Origin of the sequence: Streptomyces yatensis (genome assembly GCF_018069625.1) — a bacterium.
Lineage (GTDB): Bacteria > Actinomycetota > Actinomycetes > Streptomycetales > Streptomycetaceae > Streptomyces > Streptomyces yatensis.
This window is the reverse complement of record NZ_CP072941.1, coordinates 1,352,064-1,371,230: the sequence shown is the minus strand read 5'-3', so window position 1 is coordinate 1,371,230 and position 19,167 is coordinate 1,352,064. Positions and strand designations below refer to the sequence as shown.

Sequence of the window (19,167 nt, the reverse complement as noted above, 5' to 3'; positions counted from 1 at the left end):
AGTGCGCATAGTTGTGACCGGCGGCGCGGGCTTCATCGGCTCCCACTTCGTCCGGCAGACGTTGACGGGGGCGTACGCCGCCTGGGCGGACGCCCAGGTCGTGGTGGTCGACAAGCTCACCTACGCGGGCAACGAGGCCAACCTGGCCGAGGTCGCCGACAGCCCCCGGCTGCGCTTCGTCCGCGGCGACATCTGCGACGGCGAGCTCGTCGGCGAGCTGCTGCGCGGCACCGATCTGGTGGTCCACTTCGCCGCCGAATCGCATGTCGACCGCTCGATATCCGGCGCCGAGGAATTCGTGCGCACCAATGTCCTGGGCACCCACACCCTCCTGAACGCGGCCGCGAACGCGGAGATCGGGAAATTCGTCCACGTCTCCACGGACGAGGTCTACGGCTCCATCGAAAGCGGCTCCTGGAGCGAGGAGGAACCGCTGGAGCCCAACTCGCCGTATTCCGCGTCCAAGGCATCTTCCGATCTGCTGGCCAGGGCCTTCCACCGTACCCATGGACTGCCCGTCTGTGTGACCCGCTGCTCCAACAACTACGGCCCGTACCAGCACCCCGAGAAGGTCATTCCGCTCTTTGTCACCAACCTCATGGACGGCACACCGGTGCCGCTCTACGGCGACGGCGGAAACGTCCGGGACTGGCTGCATGTGGACGACCACTGCCGCGGTATCGCCCTGGTCGCCGAGAACGGCCGCCCGGGAGAGGTCTACAACATCGGCGGCGGCACCGAACTGACCAATCTGGACCTCACGGAACGGCTGCTCGAACTCCTCGGCGCCGACCGGTCGATGGTCGAGAGGGTGCCCGATCGCAAGGGCCATGACCGCCGTTACTCGGTGGACATCGCGAAAATCTCCACCGAACTCGGCTACCGCCCCGAGATGTCGTTCGAGAACGGCCTCGCGGAAACCGCCAAGTGGTACCTGACACACCGCGGTTGGTGGGAGCCTCTCAAGAAGAGGTGACCACCCCTATACCCACGGTTAGGGGTGCCGATGGTTAGGGGTGGTTGAGGCGACTCCCGAGCCCATACCGTCGACTTCCGGATCATGGTCAGTCCAGTCGCGTCGTATCTCCACTGAGAGAAGAGTCTGAGGTCGTGATGTCGGAGAACTCCCTGGTGCGGCACGGGCACATCGCGGTCATCGGTATGGCATGTCGCGTACCGGGCGCATCGACACCGGATGAGTTCTGGCAGTTGCTGCGCAATGGAGAGAGTGCCATCACGGAGATTCCGGCGGACCGGTATGCCGATGAGCTCCGGGACGCCGGCATTCGATTCGGCGGGTTCGTCGAAACGGCAGCGGAGTTCGATCCTGAGTTCTTCGGGATTTCACCCCGCGAGGCACTGGCGATGGACCCCCAGCAGCGGCTCGCGCTGGAACTGTGCTGGGAGGCCCTGGAAAACGCCGGACTCGTCCCCGCACATCTCGAGGGCAGCCGTACCGGCGTCTTCATCGGCGCCATCGCCGACGACTACGCGACCCTGGTCCACCGCCGCGACCCGGCCGCCATCACCCAGCACACCCTCACCGGCCTGAACCGCGGCATCATCGCCAACCGGGTCTCCTACGCCCTGGGACTGCGCGGCCCCAGCGTGGCCGTGGACACCGGACAGTCCTCGTCCCTGGCCGCCGTCCACCTGGCCTGCGAGAGCCTGCGGCGCGGCGAGACCGAGACCGCCGTCGCCGGCGGCGTCCAGCTCAACCTCGCCCCCGACAGCTTCATCGCCGCCTCCCGGTTCGGCGCGCTCTCCCCGGACGGCCGCTCCTTCACCTTCGACGCCCGCGCCAACGGCTATGTGCGCGGTGAGGGCGGCGGCCTCGTCGTGCTCAAGCGGCTCGCGGACGCCCGACGCGACGGCGACCCCGTACTGGGCGTGATCCGCGGCTCCGAGGCCAACAACGACGGCGGCGGCAGCAGCCTCACCGCCCCCGCGGCCCACGGCCAGGAGGCCATGCTGCGCGCCGCCTACGAGCGCGCCGGGGTCGACCCCGCCCGGGTCCAGTACGTCGAACTGCACGGCACCGGCACCAAGGTCGGCGACCCGGTCGAGGCCGAGGCACTCGGCGCCGTCCTGGGCGCCGGCAGGGCCGACGGCGCGCCCCTGCGCGTCGGATCCGCCAAGACGAACGTGGGCCACCTCGAAGGCGCCGCCGGGATCACCGGCCTCATCAAGACGTTGCTCTCGCTCACCCACCGCGAACTGTTCCCGAGCCTCAACTACGAGACGCCGAACCCCGCCATCCCCCTGGACAGCCTGGGCCTCACGGTCCAGACCGCGCTCGCCCCGTGGGCCCCGGAGGCGGACACCCCACGGCTCGCGGGCGTCAGCTCGTTCGGCATGGGCGGCACCAATGTGCACATGGTGCTGGAGCAGGCGCCCGCCGAAGTCCCGGTCGTGGAACGGCCGCTGGACCTCGACGTGGTGCCCTGGGTGCTCTCGGCCCGCGGCGAGGCCGCGCTGCGGGCCCAGGCGCGGCGGCTGCGGTCGTACGTGGCGGCGCGCCCGGAGCTCGACCCGGTGGATGTGGGCCACTCACTCGCGCTGAGCCGGTCCGCCTTCGGCCACCGGGCGACGCTCGTCGGCCGCGACCGGGACGAGCTGCTGAGGGGCCTCGACGAACTGGCCACGGGTGTGGTCCCGGGCACGGTGGCGGGCCGCGGCGGCACGGCGTTCCTGTTCACCGGGCAGGGCGCCCAGCGGCTGGGCATGGGGCGTGAACTGTACGGCGCCTTCCCGGTGTTCGCGGCGAAGTTCGACGCGGTGTGCGCGGAGCTGGACCGTCATCTGGAGGGTTCGGTCCGGGAGGTGGTCTTCGGCGCGGACGCTGAGGCGCTGGACCGGACGGTGTTCACGCAGACCGGGCTGTTCGCCGTGGAGGTGGCGCTCTTCCGGCTGGTGGCGTCGTGGGGTCTCGCGCCGGATTTCGTGGTGGGGCATTCGGTGGGGGAGCTGGCCGCGGCGCATGTGGCGGGGGTGTTCTCGCTGGAGGACGCGTGTGCGCTGGTGGCGGCGCGCGGTCGGTTGATGCAGGCGCTGCCCGAGGGTGGTGCGATGGTGTCGCTGAAGGCCGCGGAGGCCGAGGTGCTGCCGCATCTGGCCGGTTACGAGGACCGGGTGAGTGTGGCCGCGGTCAACGGCCCGGCGGCGACCGTCATCTCCGGTGAGGAGTCGGCGGTGCTGGCGGTGGCCGAGGCGGTCGGAGGCAAGAGCAAGCGGCTGAGCGTCTCGCACGCCTTCCACTCGCCGCTGATGGAGGGGATGCTGGCCGAGTTCGCCGAGGTGGCGGGCCGGATCGGCTACTCCGCACCGCGACTGGCGATCGTCTCGAACGTCACCGGCGCGTTGGCCGGCGAGGAGGTGTGCTCGCCGGAGTACTGGGTGCGCCATGTGCGTCAGGCGGTCCGCTTCGGGGAGGGCATACGGTTCCTCGAAGGGCAGGGTGTCACCCGCTATGTGGAGATCGGCCCGGCCGGTGTGCTCTCCGCCATGGGCCAGGAGTGCGTATCCGGCCCGGCGGCGTTCGTACCCCTCCTGCGCAAGGACCGTGACGAGGTCGAGGCGCTGCTGTCCGGGGTCGCCCAGGTGCACACGCACGGTGGTGAGGTGGACTGGGAGAGGGTGTTCGCCGGGCGCGGTGCGCGCCGGGTGGAGCTGCCCACCTACGCCTTCCAGCGGCAGCGCTACTGGCTGGACAGCGACCTGCCCGGGATCGAGGAGGCCGCCACCGGTGAACCCCTCTCCTGGCGCGAGGAGTTCGCCGCCCTGACCGACCCCGCCGAGCGCGAGCGCGTGGCGCTGGAGCTGGTCCGTACGCACACCGCCTGGGTGCTGGGCTCCCGGGGACCGGACACCGTCGACCCCGAGAAGATCTTCAAGGATCTCGGCTTCGACTCGCTGATGTCCGTCGAGCTGTGCAACCTCCTCAGCACCGCCACCGGAACACGGCTCGCCGGGACTGTCCTCTTCGACCATCCCACCCCGCTGGCCCTCTCCCGCCACGTCCAGGACGTGGCGGTGGGCTCCCGGACGGCCACGGCCCCGGCCCCGCGTCCGGCCGCCGCCCGGCACGCCACCGGCCACGACGACCCGATCGCCATCGTGGCGATGAGCTGCCGCCTCCCCGGCGGGGTGCGCACGCCCGAGCAGCTGTGGCAGCTGGTCGGCGAGGGCCGGGACGCCATCGCGGGCTTCCCCGCCAACCGGGGCTGGGACCTGGAGGGGCTGTACGACCCGGACCCGGCCCGCCACGGCACCAGCTATGTGCGCGAGGGAGGATTCCTCTACGAGGCCGACCAGTTCGACCCGGCCTTCTTCGGCATCAGCCCCCGCGAGGCCCAGGCGATGGACCCCCAGCAGCGGCTGCTGCTGGAGGCCGCGTGGGAGGCGTTCGAGCGCGCCGGGATCGATCCCACCACGCTCAAGGGCAGCGACGCCGGCGTCTTCGTCGGCACCATGCCGCAGGACTACGGGCCGCGGATGGACGAGGCGTCGGAAGGGTTCGAGGGCTATCTGCTGACCGGCGGCACCACCAGCGTCGCCTCCGGCCGGATCGCCTACACCTGGGGACTCGAGGGCCCGGCGGTCACCGTGGACACGGCGTGCTCGTCGTCCCTGGTGGCGCTGCACATGGCCGTACGGTCGCTGCGTGAGGGCGAGTGCTCGCTGGCGCTGGCCGGCGGCGCCACCGTGATGTCCAGCCCCGGGATCTTCGTCGAACTGAGCCGCCAGAAGGCGCTGTCGCCCGACGGCCGCTGCAAGGCGTTCTCGTCCGACGCCGATGGCACCGGCTGGGGCGAAGGCGTGGGCATGGTGCTGCTGGAGCGTCTGTCGGACGCGCGACGCAACGGCCACCGGGTGCTGGCGCTGGTCCGTGGCTCCGCCACCAACCAGGACGGCGCGAGCAACGGCCTCACCGCCCCGAGCGGACCGGCCCAGCAGCGCGTCATCCGGCAGGCGCTGGCCGACGCCGGGCTCACCACGGCCGATGTGGACGCCGTCGAAGCACACGGCACCGGCACCTCGCTCGGCGACCCCATCGAGGCGGGCGCCCTGCTCGCCACGTACGGCCAGGACCGCCCCGAGGACCGGCCGCTGTGGCTCGGCTCGCTCAAGTCCAACGTCGGCCACCCCCAGGCGGCCGCGGGCGTGGCCGGGGTCATCAAGATGGTGATGGCGCTGCGCCACGGCACGCTCCCCAAGACCCTGCACGTACACGAGCCCTCGCCACATGTCGACTGGACATCCGGGGCCGTGGAACTGCTGACCGAGGCCCGGCCGTGGCCGGAGCCGGAGACCCCGCGGCCGCGGCGCGCGGGCGTCTCGTCCTTCGGCATCAGCGGCACCAACGCCCACGCCATCCTGGAGCAGGCCCCGGCCGAACCGGCCGCCACCTCGGAGGAGCCCCGCCCCGCCGCCCCGGGCCTGCCCGTACTGCCCTGGGTGCTGACCGGGCGCACCGAACAGGCGCTGCGGACCCGGGCCGAGCAGCTGCGCGACCACCTCGCCGACCACCCCGGCACCGACCTCGCCGCACTCGGCCGCGCCCTCGCCACCACCCGGACGGCCTTCGGCCACCGGGCGGTGATCCTCGGCCGGGACCGGGAGCGGCTCCTGGACGGGCTCGGCGCGCTCGCACAGGGCGCCCCGGCGCCCCATGTGGTCCAGGGCACGGCGGGCGGCCGTCGGAAGACCGTGTTCGTCTTCCCCGGGCAGGGCTCGCAGTGGATCGGGATGGCGCTCCCGCTGTGGAACGCCTCACCCGTCTTCGCGGAGCGGCTGGAAGCGTGCGCCGACGCCCTGGAGCCGTTCCTGGACTGGTCGTTGCGCGATGTGCTGCGCGGTGAGCCGGGCGCCCCCTCGCTGTCCCGCATCGACGTGGTCCAGCCCGCGCTGTTCGCGGTGATGGTGTCGCTGGCCGCGCTGTGGCGCTCGTACGGCGTCGAACCGGCCGCGGTGGTGGGCCATTCGCAGGGCGAGATCGCCGCCGCGTACGTGGCCGGAGGGCTCTCGCTGGAGGACGCCGCCAAGGTGGTGGCCCGGCGCAGCCAGGCATGGGCCGAACTGAGCGGCAAGGGCGGCATGCTCTCGGTGCTCGCCTCGGCCGAGACAGTCGCCGAACGGCTCCGGCCGTGGAGCGAACGGCTCGGCATCGCCGCCGTCAACAGCCCCGCGACCGTGACCGTCTCCGGCGACCCGGAGGCCCTGGACGCCTTCATGGCCGAACTCGCCGCCGACTCAGTGAAGTCCCGCCGGGTGCCCGGCGTGGACACCGCCGGACACTCCCCGCAGGTCGACGGCTTGCGCGAGCGGCTGCTGCGCGAGGTGGCGGGGGTGCGGCCGCGCGCCTCGCGGATCGCCTACTACTCCACGGTGACCGGCGGGCCGCTGGACACCACGGAGCTGGACACCGACTACTGGTACCGGAACATGCGCGAGCCGGTGGACTTCGAGCGGGCCACCCGGGCGCTGCTCGCCGACGGCCACACCGCGTTCATCGAGTGCGCTCCGCACCCCATGCTCGCCATGTCGCTCCAGCAGACCGTCGAGGACGCCGGCGGGGACGCCGCCGCCATCGTCGGCACGCTGCGCCGGGACGAGGGCGACCCGGAGCGCTTCGCCGGCTCGTTCGCCGAGGCGTACGTCCAGGGTGTCGAGCCGTCCTGGGACACCGTGTTCGCGGGCGGCCCGGAGCGCGGCGCACCGGACGTGGAGCTGCCGACGTATCCGTTCCAGCGGCAGCGGTACTGGCTGGACAAGCCGGTCGCGGCGAGCGATGTGGCCGCCGCCGGACTCGCCGCGGCCGGACATCCGCTGCTCGGCGCGGCGGTCGCGCTGGCCGGGGCGGACGACCATCTGTTCACCGGCCGGATCTCCGCACAGGACCACCCCTGGCTGACCGAGCGCACCGGCCCGGACGCTGCCGTGCTCCCCGGCAGCGCCCTCGCCGAACTGGCGATCCGGGCGGGCGACCAGGTCGGCCGCGACCGGATCGAGGAACTCTCCCTGGACACGCCGCTGGTGCTGCCCGAGAAGGGCGCCGCGGTCATCCAGGTGCGCGTCGGCGCCCCGGACGGTGGCGGCCTGCGCGCCCTCAGCGTCTACGCGCGCGCCGAGGGCGCGGACTCCGACGAGCCGTGGACCCGGTACGCCACCGCGGTCCTGGGAGCCGGTGCGCCGGTCGCGGACCCGGGCCTCGCCGTGTGGCCCCCGGCCGACGCGGTCCCGGTGGAGGTGGCGGGCGGCGCCGTCGCGGCCTGGCGGCTCGGTGAGGAGCTTTACGCCGAGGTGGGGCTGACCGAGGCCGAGGAGGCCGACGCCCAGCGCTACGGTCTGCACCCGGTGTTGCTGGAGTCGGTGCTCGACGCGGTGGCGGCCCCGGGCGACGGCGGCGGGGCGCGGCTGGCCTCCTCATGGAGCGGTGTCGTCCTGCACGCCACGGGCGCCACGGCGCTGCGGGTACGGCTGACACCGGCCGGTGGCGACACCTACGCGGTGGCCGCGGCCGACCCGAGCGGCGCCCTGGTGGTCTCGGTGGACCGGCTCGTACTGCGCGCGGTGGACACGCCCGAACCGATCGGCGGCCGCTCCGCCCTCCACCCGTCGCTGTTCCGCCTGGAGTGGCCCGCCGCGCCCGCCGCTGACGCCACCGCGGCCCCGGCGACCTGGGCGGTGCTCGGCGACGATCCGCTCGGGCTCTCCCCGGCCGTGGACGCGGTGCCCCATGACGAGGCGGCGGACGTGCCGGACGCGGTGCTGGTGCCGTGCACCAGCACCGCCGGGGGCGACGGGGACGTGGCGGAGGCGGCCCACGCGGCCACCCACCGCGTGCTGGCGCTCATCCAGCGGTGGATCTCCGATGAGCGCCTCGCCTCCTCCCGGCTGGTGTTCGTCACCCGGGGCGCGGTCGCGGCCGTCCCCGGCGAAGAGGTGCCCGATGTGGCACACGGCGCCGTATGGGGGCTGGTGCGCTCGGCGCAGTCGGAGCACCCCGGACGCTTCGTCCTCGTCGATCTCGACGGCCACCCGGAGTCGGTCGACGCCCTCCCGGGCGCGGTGGCCTCCGGCGAACCGCAGTGCGCGGTGCGCGAGGGCCGGGCGCGGGTGCCCCGGCTGGGCCGGGTGGCCAGGGGAGCCGGGGCCGCGGGCACACGGCCCACCGAGGCCCCCGACGTGCACCGACGGCTGGACCCCGAGGGCACCGTTCTCGTCACCGGCGCCACCGGCACCCTCGGCGGGCTCCTCGCCCGCCACTTGGTGACCGAGCACGGCGTACGGCAGCTGCTGCTGACCAGCCGACGTGGGCCCGCCGCCGAGGGCATGGCCGAACTCCGCGCGGAACTGGCCGCGTTGGGGGCCACCGTCACCGTCGCCGCCTGTGATACGGCCGACCGGGAGGCGCTCGCCGGGCTGCTCGGCGCGATACCCGCCGCGCATCCGCTGACCGCCGTGATCCACGCGGCGGGGGTGCTCGACGACGGAGTCGTGGACGCGCTGAATCCCGAGCGGCTCGACCGGGTGCTGCGGCCCAAGGCGGACGCCGCATGGAACCTGCACGAGCTGACCGCGGACCACGACCTCGCCGCGTTCGTCCTCTACTCCTCCGTCGTCGCCACCATCGGCAACGCCGGACAGGCCAACTACGCCGCCGCCAACGCCTTCCTGGACTCCCTCGCCCAGCACCGCAGGGCCCGCGGCCTGGCCGCCCAGTCCCTCGCCTGGGGCCTGTGGGAGCAGCGCAGCGGTATGAGCGGCCATCTCGCCGACGCCGATGTGCGGCGCATGGCGCGCTCCGGTATCCGTCCGCTGCCCAGCGCGGAGGGCATGGAACTCTTCGACGCCGCGCGGACGGCCGGGGATGCCACTCTGGTGCCCGTCCGGCTCGATCTGGCGGATCTGCGCAGGCGGGCCACGAGCGGCACGCCCGGCCAGGACGCCGTACCCGCCTATCTGCGCGGCCTGGTCAGGACGCCGGTCCGCCGGGTGGTACGGGCCGGTGGCGGCGGCGGGGCCGCGGAAACCGACGAGAGCTCGCTCGGCCGTCGGCTGGCCGCCCTGGCGGCGGCCGACCGGGACCCGTTCCTGCTGGACCTGGTGCGGGAACACGCGGCGGCCGTACTGGGGCTCGCCGCCCCGGAGGACATCGAGGCCACCCGCGCCTTCCGGGAGGTCGGCTTCGACTCCCTGACCGCCGTGGAACTGCGCAACCGGCTGGGCGCCGCCACCGGGCTGCGGCTGCCGACCACCCTCCTCTTCGACTATCCGACCCCCGCCGTGCTCGTGGACCACCTGCGGCGCGAGGCGCTCGGCGAGCGGGAGGAGGTGGCGGCCGTGGTCGCCGCCGTCCGGCCCGCCGACGACGATCAGATCGCCATCGTGGCCATGAGCTGCCGGCTGCCGGGCGGGGTCCGCGGCCCCGAGGAGCTGTGGGCACTGGTGGCGGACGGCCGCGATGTGATCTCGGCCTTCCCGGCCGACCGCGGCTGGAACGTCGAGGAGCTCTACGACCCCAACCCCGATACGCCGGGCAGGAGTTACGCCAAGGAGGGCGGCTTCCTCTACGACGCCTACCACTTCGACCCCGAGTTCTTCGGGATCTCCCCGCGCGAGGCGCTCGCCATGGACCCGCAGCAGCGGCTGCTGCTGGAGACCTCCTGGGAGGCGCTGGAGCGGGCCGGGATCGACCCGCACACCACGCGGGGCGGCACCGGCGGCGTGTTCATCGGTTCCACCGGCCAGGACTACGCCTCGGGGCTCGGTGAGATCCCCGAGGACATGGAGGGGTATCTGCTGACCGGCAAGGCCGCCAGCGTGGTCTCCGGCCGTATCGCCTACTCCCTCGGCTGGGAGGGCCCGGCGCTCACCATCGACACCGCGTGCTCCTCCTCCCTGGTCGCCATCCACCAGGCGGCGCAGGCGCTGCGCCAGGGCGAATGCTCAATGGCGCTGGCGGGCGGCACCACGATGATGTCCACGCCGAGCCTGTTCATCGAGTTCAGCCGGCAGCGCGGCCTGGCCCCCGACGGCAGGTCGAAGGCGTTCTCCTCCGACACCGATGGCACCAGCTGGGGCGAGGGCGTCAGCATGGTGCTCCTGGAGCGGCTGTCCGATGCGCGGGCCAACGGCCATGAGGTGCTCGCGCTGGTACGCGGCTCGGCCGTCAACCAGGACGGCGCCAGCAACGGCCTCACCGCCCCCAACGGCCCGTCCCAGCAGCGGGTGATCCGGCAGGCGCTGGCGAACGCCGGGCTGTCGGCCGCCGAGGTGGACGCGGTCGAGGCCCACGGCACCGGCACCACGCTCGGCGACCCGATCGAGGCCCAGGCCATCCTCGCCACCTACGGCCAGGGCCGGGAGGCCGAACGGCCGCTGTGGCTGGGCGCGTTGAAGTCCAACATCGGCCACACCCAGGGCGCGGCCGGTGGCGCCGGTGTCATCAAGATGGTCATGGCGATGCGCCACGGTCTGCTGCCCAGGACACTCCACGTCAAGGAGCCCACCCCGCATGTGGACTGGACGGCGGGAGCGGTCGAGCTGCTGACCGAGGCCAGGGACTGGCCGGTGGGCGAGCGGGTGCGCCGCGCCGCGGTGTCCGCCTTCGGCATCAGCGGCACCAACGCCCACCTCATCCTGGAGGAACCGCCCGCCGAGCCCGCCGCCGACCCGGAGCCGGAGCCGTCTGTGCGCACCGGCGTGGTGCCGTGGGTGGTGTCCGGCCGCACCGAGGTCGCGTTGCGCGCCCAGGCGGAGCGGCTGCGGTCGTACGTGGCGGCGCGCCCGGAGCTGGACCCGGTGGATGTGGGCTATTCGCTGGCCCTGGGCCGGTCCGCCTTCGGCCACCGCGCGGCGGTCGTCGGCCGCGACCGTGAGGAGCTGCTGAGCGGACTGGACCGGCTCGCCACGGGCATCACCCCCGGCACGGTGGCCGCCGAGGAGGGCAGGACGGCGTTCCTGTTCACCGGGCAGGGCGCGCAACGACCCGGTATGGGAAGAGAGTTGTACGCGGCGTTCCCGGTGTTCGCGGCGGCCTTCGACGCGGTGTGCGGGGAGCTGGACCGTCATCTGGAGGGTTCGGTCCGGGAGGTGGTCTTCGGCGGGGACGCTGAGGCGCTGGACCGGACGGTGTTCACGCAGACCGGGTTGTTCGCCGTGGAGGTGGCGCTGTACCGGCTCATCGAATCGTGGGGTCTCGCGCCCGATTTCGTAGTGGGGCATTCGGTGGGGGAGCTGGCCGCGGCGCATGTGGCGGGGGTGTTCTCGCTGGAGGACGCGTGTGCGCTGGTGGCGGCGCGCGGTCGGCTGATGCAGGCGCTGCCCGAGGGCGGCGCGATGGTGTCGCTGAAGGCCGCGGAGGCCGAGGTGCTGCCGCAGCTGGCCGGTTACGAGGACCGGGTGAGTGTGGCCGCGGTCAACGGCCCGGCGGCGACCGTCATCTCCGGTGAGGAGTCGGCGGTGCTGGCGGTGGCCGAGGCGGTCGGAGGCAAGAGCAAGCGGCTGAGCGTCTCGCACGCCTTCCACTCACCGCTGATGGAGGGGATGCTGGCCGAGTTCGCCGAGGTGGCGGGCCGGATCGGCTACTCCGCACCGCGACTGGCGATCGTCTCGAACGTCACCGGCGCGTTGGCCGGCGAGGAGGTGTGCTCGCCGGAGTACTGGGTGCGCCATGTGCGTCAGGCGGTCCGCTTCGGGGAGGGCATACGGTTCCTCGAAGGGCAGGGTGTCACCCGCTATGTGGAGATCGGCCCGGCCGGTGTGCTCTCCGCCATGGGCCAAGAGTGCGTCTCGAAGGCCGCCGCCGCGTTCGTCCCCTTCCTGCGCAAGGACCGTGACGAGGTCGAGGCGCTGCTCGCCGGGGTCGCCCAACTCCACGCGCACGGTGGTGAGGTGGACTGGGAGAGGGTGTTCGCCGGGCGCGGTGCGCGCCGGGTGGAGCTGCCCACGTACGCCTTCCAGCGGCAGCGCTACTGGTTCGACCCCGCCACGCCCGGAACGCCGACCCTCGCCGCCACGGACGCGCCCGCCGTGGAGGCACGCTTCTGGGAGGCGGTCGAGCGCGAGGACCTGGAGGCGCTGACCACCACCCTGGAGATCGACCAGCAGACGCGGCTCAGCGAACTGCTGCCCGCGCTCTCCTCCTGGCGCCGGGGCCAGAGCGACCGCGCCACCGTGGACTCCTGGCGCTACCGGATCACCTGGTCCCCGGTGTCCGTCGAGGAACGTCCGGCGCCGCTGTCCGGCACCTGGCTGCTGGCCGTGCCCGAGGGCCGGGCCGACAGCGCGCGGGTCGCCGCCGTGGCGGCCGCCCTCGACCGGCGTGGCGCGCACGTCACCCCCCTCATCCTGTCCACGACCGGCCGTGACGCGCTCGCCGAACGGCTGCGCCAAGCGGTGGCCACCGCGGGCACCCCGGCCGGTGTGCTCTCGCTGCTCGCCCTCGACGACGGCCCGCACCCCGAACACACCGCGCTCACCACCGGTCTGGCCCTCAACGTGGGGCTGATCCAGGCGCTGGGCGACGCGGGGATCGCCGCGCCGCTGTGGCTCGCCACCACCGGCGCCGTGTCGGTGAGCGAATCCGATCCGCTCGGCAGCCCCGCACAGGCCGCCACTTGGGGCCTCGGCCGGGTCGTGGCCCTGGAACACCCGCAGCGGTGGGGCGGTCTGGTCGACCTCCCCGGGGAGTTCGACGAGCGGACGGCCGACCGGCTGTGCGCCGCGCTCGCCGGCATCGACGGCGACAGCGGTCCGGAGGACCAGCTCGCCCTCCGCGACGCCGGGGTGTTCGTCCGGCGACTCGTCCGGGCGCCGCTGCGCACACCGGGCCGGGAGAGCTGGAAGCCGCATGGCACCGTGCTGATCACCGGCGGCACCGGCGGGCTCGGCGCGCAGGTCGCCCGCTGGCTGGCCCGCTCCGGGGCCGAACATCTCGTGCTCACCAGCCGCCGTGGCCCGGCGGCACCCGGCGCCGCCGAACTGCGCGACGAGCTGACCGCGCTCGGCGAGGGCGGTGTGCGGGTGACGGTGGCGGCGTGCGACGTCCGCGACCGCGACGAGGTGGCGGCGCTGCTGCGCCGGACCACCGCCGGGGGCGACCCGGTGCACGCCGTCTTCCACGCCGCGGGCGTCGTGGAGTTCTCCCAGCTCGCCGACAGTACGGTGGCCGACTTCGCGGAGATGGCCGACGGCAAGGTCCTGGGCGCCGCCCATCTGGACGAGCTGCTGGACCATGACCACCTGGAAGCGTTCGTGCTCTTCTCCTCGATCGCCGCCACCTGGGGGAGTGGCGGGCAGAGCGCCTACGCCTCCGCCAACGCCTACCTGGACGCCCTGGCCGAGCACCGCGCGGCACGTGGCCTCCCCGCCACCTCGGTGGCCTGGGGCCCCTGGGCCGATCACGGCATGATCGAGCACGGTGAGGTGGCGGAGCACCTCAGCCGCCGCGGACTGTCCGCGATGGCACCACAGTTGGCGGTGGCCGCGCTCGGCGAGGCACTGCACTCCGGCGAGACCTCGCTCGTCCTCGCCGATGTGCGCTGGGACCGCTTCGTCCCCGGCTTCACCGCGGCGCGCCCCCGGCCGCTGATCGGCGAACTGCCGGAGGTGCGCGACGCCCTCGCCACCACGGCGCCCGCCCTCGGCGGCGCCGGGCCGGACGGCGTGGCGGACACCTTCCTGGACAGCCTCGCGGGCCTGTCGGGCGAGGGCCTGGACCGGGCCCTGCGGGATCTGGTGCACGCCCAGGCGGCGGCCGTGCTCGGCCACTCCTCGTCCGACGCGGTCGCCGGCGGCCGCCCGTTCAAGGAGCTGGGCTTCGACTCGCTCACCGCCGTCGAACTGCGCAACCGGCTGGCCACGGTCACCGGACTCGACCTGCCCGCCACCCTCGTCTTCGACTATCCGGCGCCCGCGCCGCTGGCCGAGTACCTCCGCGGCGAGCTGCCGTCGGCCCGGCCGATGGACGCGCTCACCCTCCTCGACGACCTGGACCGGTGGGAGTCCGCACTGCCGGAGCTGATCGCCGACGACGGAGTCCGGGAGCGGCTGACGGGGCGTCTCGGCGACCTCATGGCGAAGTTGGGCGGCACGCCCGTGGAGCACACCGGCAGCCCATCCCCCGACACCGAACTCCTTTCCGCTACCGCCGACGAGGTCTTCGACTTCATCGACAACGAATTCGGGGCTTCCTGATGGCGAACGAGAACGAAGAGAAACTCCTCACCTATCTCAAGCGGGTCTCCTCCGACCTCAAGCAGGCCCGTGCGCGGCTGGACCAGATCGAGGCCGACGAGCGGGAGCCGATCGCCATCGTCTCGATGGGCTGCCGCTTCCCCGGCGGTGTCCGCTCACCGGAGGACCTGTGGCGACTGGTGGCCGACGGCCGGGACGCGATCTCGGAATTCCCCGCCAACCGGGGCTGGGACATCGAGGGACTCTACGACCCGGATCCGGGCCGGTCGGGGACCTGCAACACCCGCGAAGGCGGCTTCGTCCACGACGCCGACCAGTTCGACCCGGCCTTCTTCGGCATCTCCCCGCGTGAGGCGCTGGCCATGGACCCGCAGCAGCGGCTGCTGCTCGAAGTGTCCTGGGAGGCGGTCGAACGCGCGGGCATCGACCCGCTCTCGCTGAAGGGAAGCAGGGCCGGGGTCTATGTGGGACTCGCCTCGTTCCAGTACGGCGGAGACCCGCAGTACGCGCCGCGGAGCGTCGAGGGCCATCTGCTGATCGGCAACGTCTCCAGCGTCGCCTCCGGCCGGATCTCGTACACCCTCGGCCTCGAAGGACCGGCCGTCACCCTGGACACCGCGTGCTCCTCGTCGCTGGTGACGATGCATCTGGCGGCCCAGGCGCTGCGCCGCGGCGAATGCTCGCTGGCGCTGGCCGGAGGGGTGGCGGTCATGGCCACCCCCGGTGTCTTCGTCGAGTTCAGCCACCAGCGCGGACTGGCGGCCAACGGCCGCTGCAAGTCCTTCGCCGCGGGCGCCGACGGCACCGGCTGGGGCGAGGGCGCCGGCATGGTGCTGCTCGAGCGGCTGTCCGACGCCCGCCGCAACGGCCACCCGGTCCTCGCCGTCCTGCGCTCCAGCGCCATCAACCAGGACGGCGCCAGCAACGGCCTCGCCGCGCCCAACGGCCCGGCCCAGCGCCGCGTCATCGAGGCGGCGCTGACCGCCGCCGGGCTGACGGTGGACGACGTCGACGCCGTCGAGGCCCATGGCACGGGCACGGCGCTCGGCGACCCGATCGAGGCGGGAGCACTGCTCGCCACCTACGGCAAGGGCCGCGCCCCCGGCCATCCGCTGTGGCTCGGCTCGCTCAAGTCCAACATCGGCCACACCCAGGCGGCGGCCGGGGTCGGCGGTGTCATCAAGACGGTGATGGCGCTGCGCCACGGAACGCTGCCGAGGACACTCCACGTCGACCAGGCGTCACCGGCCGTCAACTGGTCCTCCGGCGCGGTCGAGCTGCTGACCGAGGCCCAGGCGTGGCCGGAGCGTGGCCGCCCGCGCCGCGCCGGGGTGTCCGCCTTCGGCGTGAGCGGCACCAACGCGCATGTCATCCTCGAACAGGCCCCGGTCGCCGAGGAGGACGAAGCAGACGGCGCGCCCGCACTCGACGGGACCGCGCTCGGCGGCCCCGCCGTCCTCTGGGTGCTCTCCGGCAGAAGCGAAGCGGCCCTGCGGGCGCAGGCGGAACGGCTGCTGGCGCGGCTGAACGAGCGTCCCGAGCCGTCCCCGGCCGACGTCGGCCATGCGCTCGCCACCGGTCGCTCGGCCTTCGAATACCGGGCGGCGGTCGTGGGCGCGGACCGCTCCCAACTGCTGGGCCATCTTCAGGCGTTGGCGTCCGGAGGGGTGTCCGCCGGGGTGGTGCGCGGCGAGGGCGCGGTGGTGGTGGAGGCCCGTCCGGTGTTCGTGTTTCCGGGGCAGGGGTCGCAGTGGGTGGGGATGGCGGTGGAGTTGTTGGATGTGTCGCCGGTGTTCGCGGGGCGGATCGCGGAGTGTGAGGCCGCTCTGGCCGGGTTTGTGGAGTGGTCGTTGGTGGAGGTGTTGCGGGGTGGGGGTCCGGGGTTGGGGCGGGTGGATGTGGTGCAGCCGGCGTTGTGGGCGGTGATGGTGTCGTTGGCGGAGGTGTGGCGGTCGTGTGGGGTGGTGCCTGCGGCGGTGGTGGGGCATTCGCAGGGTGAGATCGCGGCTGCGGTGGTGGCGGGTGGGTTGTCGTTGGAGGACGGGGCGCGGGTGGTGGCGTTGCGGTCGCAGGCCATCGCGCGTGGCCTTGCCGGACACGGCGGCATGATGTCCGTTTCGCTCCCGGTCGAGGAGGTGCGGGAGCGCATCGCCGCATGGGACGGCCGTATCTCCGTGGCGGCCGTCAACGGCCCCGGCGCGGTGGTGGTCTCCGGCGAACCGGAGGCGCTGCACGAGCTGCTGGCCCGCTGCGAGGCCGAGGACGTACGGGCGAAGCTGATCCCGGTGGACTACGCATCACACTCCGCCCAGGTGGAGCAGATCCACGACGAGCTGCTGGACATCCTCGCCCCCATCCGTCCGCGCACCTCGCGGACCGTCTTCCACTCCACCGTCACCGGTGAACCCCTCGACACCGCCGGGCTCGACGCCGCCTACTGGGCCCGCAACCTGCGCGAGACCGTGCGGCTCGAAACGGCCACCCGGGCGCTGCTCAGCAGCGGCCACCGGCTGTTCGTGGAGGTGAGCCCGCACCCCGTGCTGGCCGCCGCCATGGAGGCCACCGTCGAGGCCGCCGACAGCGCGGCCGCCGTCATCGGCACCCTGCGCCGCGAGGAGGGCGGCCCCGAGCGGATGCTGCTCTCGCTCGCCCAGGCGTACGTCCACGGCGCGGAGGTGGACTGGCGGGCGCTGTTCGCCGGGCGGGGAGCCGGCCGCGTCGACCTTCCCACATACGCGTTCCAGCGCGCCCGTTACTGGGTCGAGCCCCGGACCGGGCCCGTCGCCGAGGCGGCCACCGGCCCGGCGGAGGCGGAGTTCTGGACCGCGGTCGAGAACGCCGACCTGGACACCCTCACGGCCACCTTGGGCACCGGCCCCGACGCGCCGCTCAGCGAGGTGCTTCCGCTGCTCTCCTCGTGGCGGTCCCGGCTGAGCGACCAGGCGGTGCTCGACTCATGGCGCTACCGCATCGGCTGGCAGCCGGTCGACGGACCGTCGACCCCCGCGCTCACCGGCCGCTGGCTGGTGGCGATGCCCGACAACACCGGGGCCACCGGCACAGGGGCCGCCGGAGCCGTCGACACCGGGGCCACCAGCACCGAGGCCACCGGAGCCGTCGACACAGATGCCATCACCGCCGGGCTCGCCGCGCTCGGCGCCGAGATCGTCCCCCTGCGGATCGGCGCGGACGACACCGACCACGCCCGGCTCGCCGCCCGTATCACCGAGGCCCTCGGGGAAGCCGGGGCGCCCGGCGGCGTGGTGTCCCTGCTGGCCCTCGCCGAGGGACCGCATCCGGCGCAACCCGACGTCCCCACCGGGTTCGCCACCACCCTCGCCCTGGTACGGGCGCTGGGCGACGCGGGCCTCGACGCGCCCCTGTGGTGTGTCACCCGCGGCGCCGTCTCCGCGGGTGGCGCCGACCGTCTCGAGGCCCCCGCACAAGCCCTCGTCTGGGGCCTGGGCGGTGCGGTCGCGCTGGAACACCCGCAGCGCTGGGGTGGCCTGATCGATCTGCCCGCGAGGATCGACGAGGGCTCCCTCAGGGCGCTCGCCCGCGCCCTGACCGGCCAGGACGGCGAGGACCAGCTGGCCATCCGCGCCTCGGGCACCCTCGCCCGGCGGCTCAGGCGGGCCGGTTCCACCTCCTCCGCCGAGCGCTGGCAGCCCCGCGGCACCGTCCTGATCACCGGTGGCACCGGCGGCGTCGGCGCCCAGATCGCCCGCGGGCTGGTCCACGAGGGCGCCGAACACGTGGTGCTCGTCAGCCGCCGCGGACCCCAGGCCCCGGGCGCCGCCGAGCTGGAGGCCGAACTGACCGAGCGCGGCGCCCAGGTGACCGTCGCCGCCTGCGATGTGGCCGACCGCGCGGCGCTGGCACAGCTGCTGGACTCGGTCACCGGCGACGGCGCGGACCACCCGCTGACCGCCGTGGTGCACGCCGCGGGGGCACTGGACGACGCCACCGTCGACGCGCTCACCCCCGAACGGATCGAGGCCGTACTGCGCCCCAAGGTGGCGGGCGCGCGCCATCTGCACGAGCTCACCCGGGACCTGGACCTCGACGCGTTCGTCCTCCTCTCCTCGATCGCCGGCACCGTGGGCGCCGCCGGACAGGGCAACTACGCGGCGGCCAGCGCGTATCTCGACGCGCTCGCCCAACTGCGGCGCGCGGACGGCCTGCCCGCCACGTCGGTGGCCTGGAGCGCCTGGGCGGGCGGCGGAATGATCGACGGAGAGGTGGCGGACCAGCTGCGACGCCGTGGCGCGCCCCCGATCGACGGTGCGCGAGCCCTGGAACTGCTGCGGCAGACGGTCGCGCACGGCGACGGATTCCTCGTCGCCGCCGACATCGACTGGGGCCGTTTCGCACCCGCCCTGTCCGCCACCCGGCCGCTGCCGCTGCTCGCCGACCTCCCCGAGGCGGGCGCCACCGGGCAGGACCCGGCCGCGGCGGACCGGGAGGAGGCCGGTGGCGCCGCCGCGCTGCGCAAGCGGCTCGCGGAGCTGAGCGCGGCCGACCGTCACACCGCCCTGGTGGAGCTGGTGAGCGAGCAGGCGGCCGCGGCCCTCGGCTACGCCGACGCGGGCGCGGTCGAGACCGGACGGGCCTTCAAGGAGCTGGGCTTCGACTCGCTCACCGCGGTCGATCTGCGCAACCGGCTGAACGCCGCCACCGGGCTGCGGCTGCCGGTCACCCTCGTCTTCGACTACCCGACCGCCGACGACCTCGCCGGGCTGCTGCGGGAGGAACTCCTGCCGTCGGACGAGGAGTCCATGGACACCGCGTCACTCGCGGAGCTCGACCGCGCCCAGACCACCCTCGCCGCCCTGGAGCTGGACGACATCGAATCGGCCACGGACGACGAGATGTTCGAGCTGCTCGACGGGATGTTCGAGCTGCTGGGCCGGGATCTGACGGCCCGATGAACCACCGCGCCACCGCCCCGGCCGCCACCGACGT

3 protein-coding genes are annotated in these 19,167 nt (G+C 73.7%); all 3 read left to right on the top strand.

Annotation, left to right across the window (positions count from 1 at the left end):
* Position 1: 1 nt before the first annotated feature.
* The 3 genes from rfbB to J8403_RS04885 all read left to right on the top strand — a co-directional run bounded on the left by rfbB (position 2) and on the right by J8403_RS04885 (position 19,133).
* The gene (gene rfbB / locus J8403_RS04895; RefSeq protein ID WP_211122038.1) at positions 2-976 is read left to right on the top strand and encodes a dTDP-glucose 4,6-dehydratase; all 975 of its coding nucleotides are present in this window, start codon (positions 2-4) and stop codon (positions 974-976) included.
* A 137-nt stretch (positions 977-1,113) separates the two neighbouring features.
* Positions 1,114-14,202: a type I polyketide synthase gene (locus J8403_RS04890; protein WP_211122037.1), complete on the top strand. Its 13,089-nt coding sequence runs from the start codon at positions 1,114-1,116 to the stop codon at positions 14,200-14,202.
* On the top strand, positions 14,202-19,133 hold the full coding sequence (locus J8403_RS04885; RefSeq protein WP_211122036.1) for a type I polyketide synthase: 4,932 nt from the start codon (positions 14,202-14,204) through the stop codon (positions 19,131-19,133). Before J8403_RS04890 ends, J8403_RS04885 begins: the two co-directional genes overlap by 1 nt.
* The last annotated feature ends 34 nt before the right edge of the window (positions 19,134-19,167 follow it).

What these genes read in the sequence shown, in the direction of transcription:
- J8403_RS04885 (WP_211122036.1), top strand. Translation starts at nt 14,202, where the DNA reads ATGGCGAACGAGAACGAAGAGAAACTCCTCACCTATCTCAAGCGGGTC.
- J8403_RS04890 (WP_211122037.1), top strand. Translation starts at nt 1,114, where the DNA reads ATGTCGGAGAACTCCCTGGTGCGGCACGGGCACATCGCGGTCATCGGT.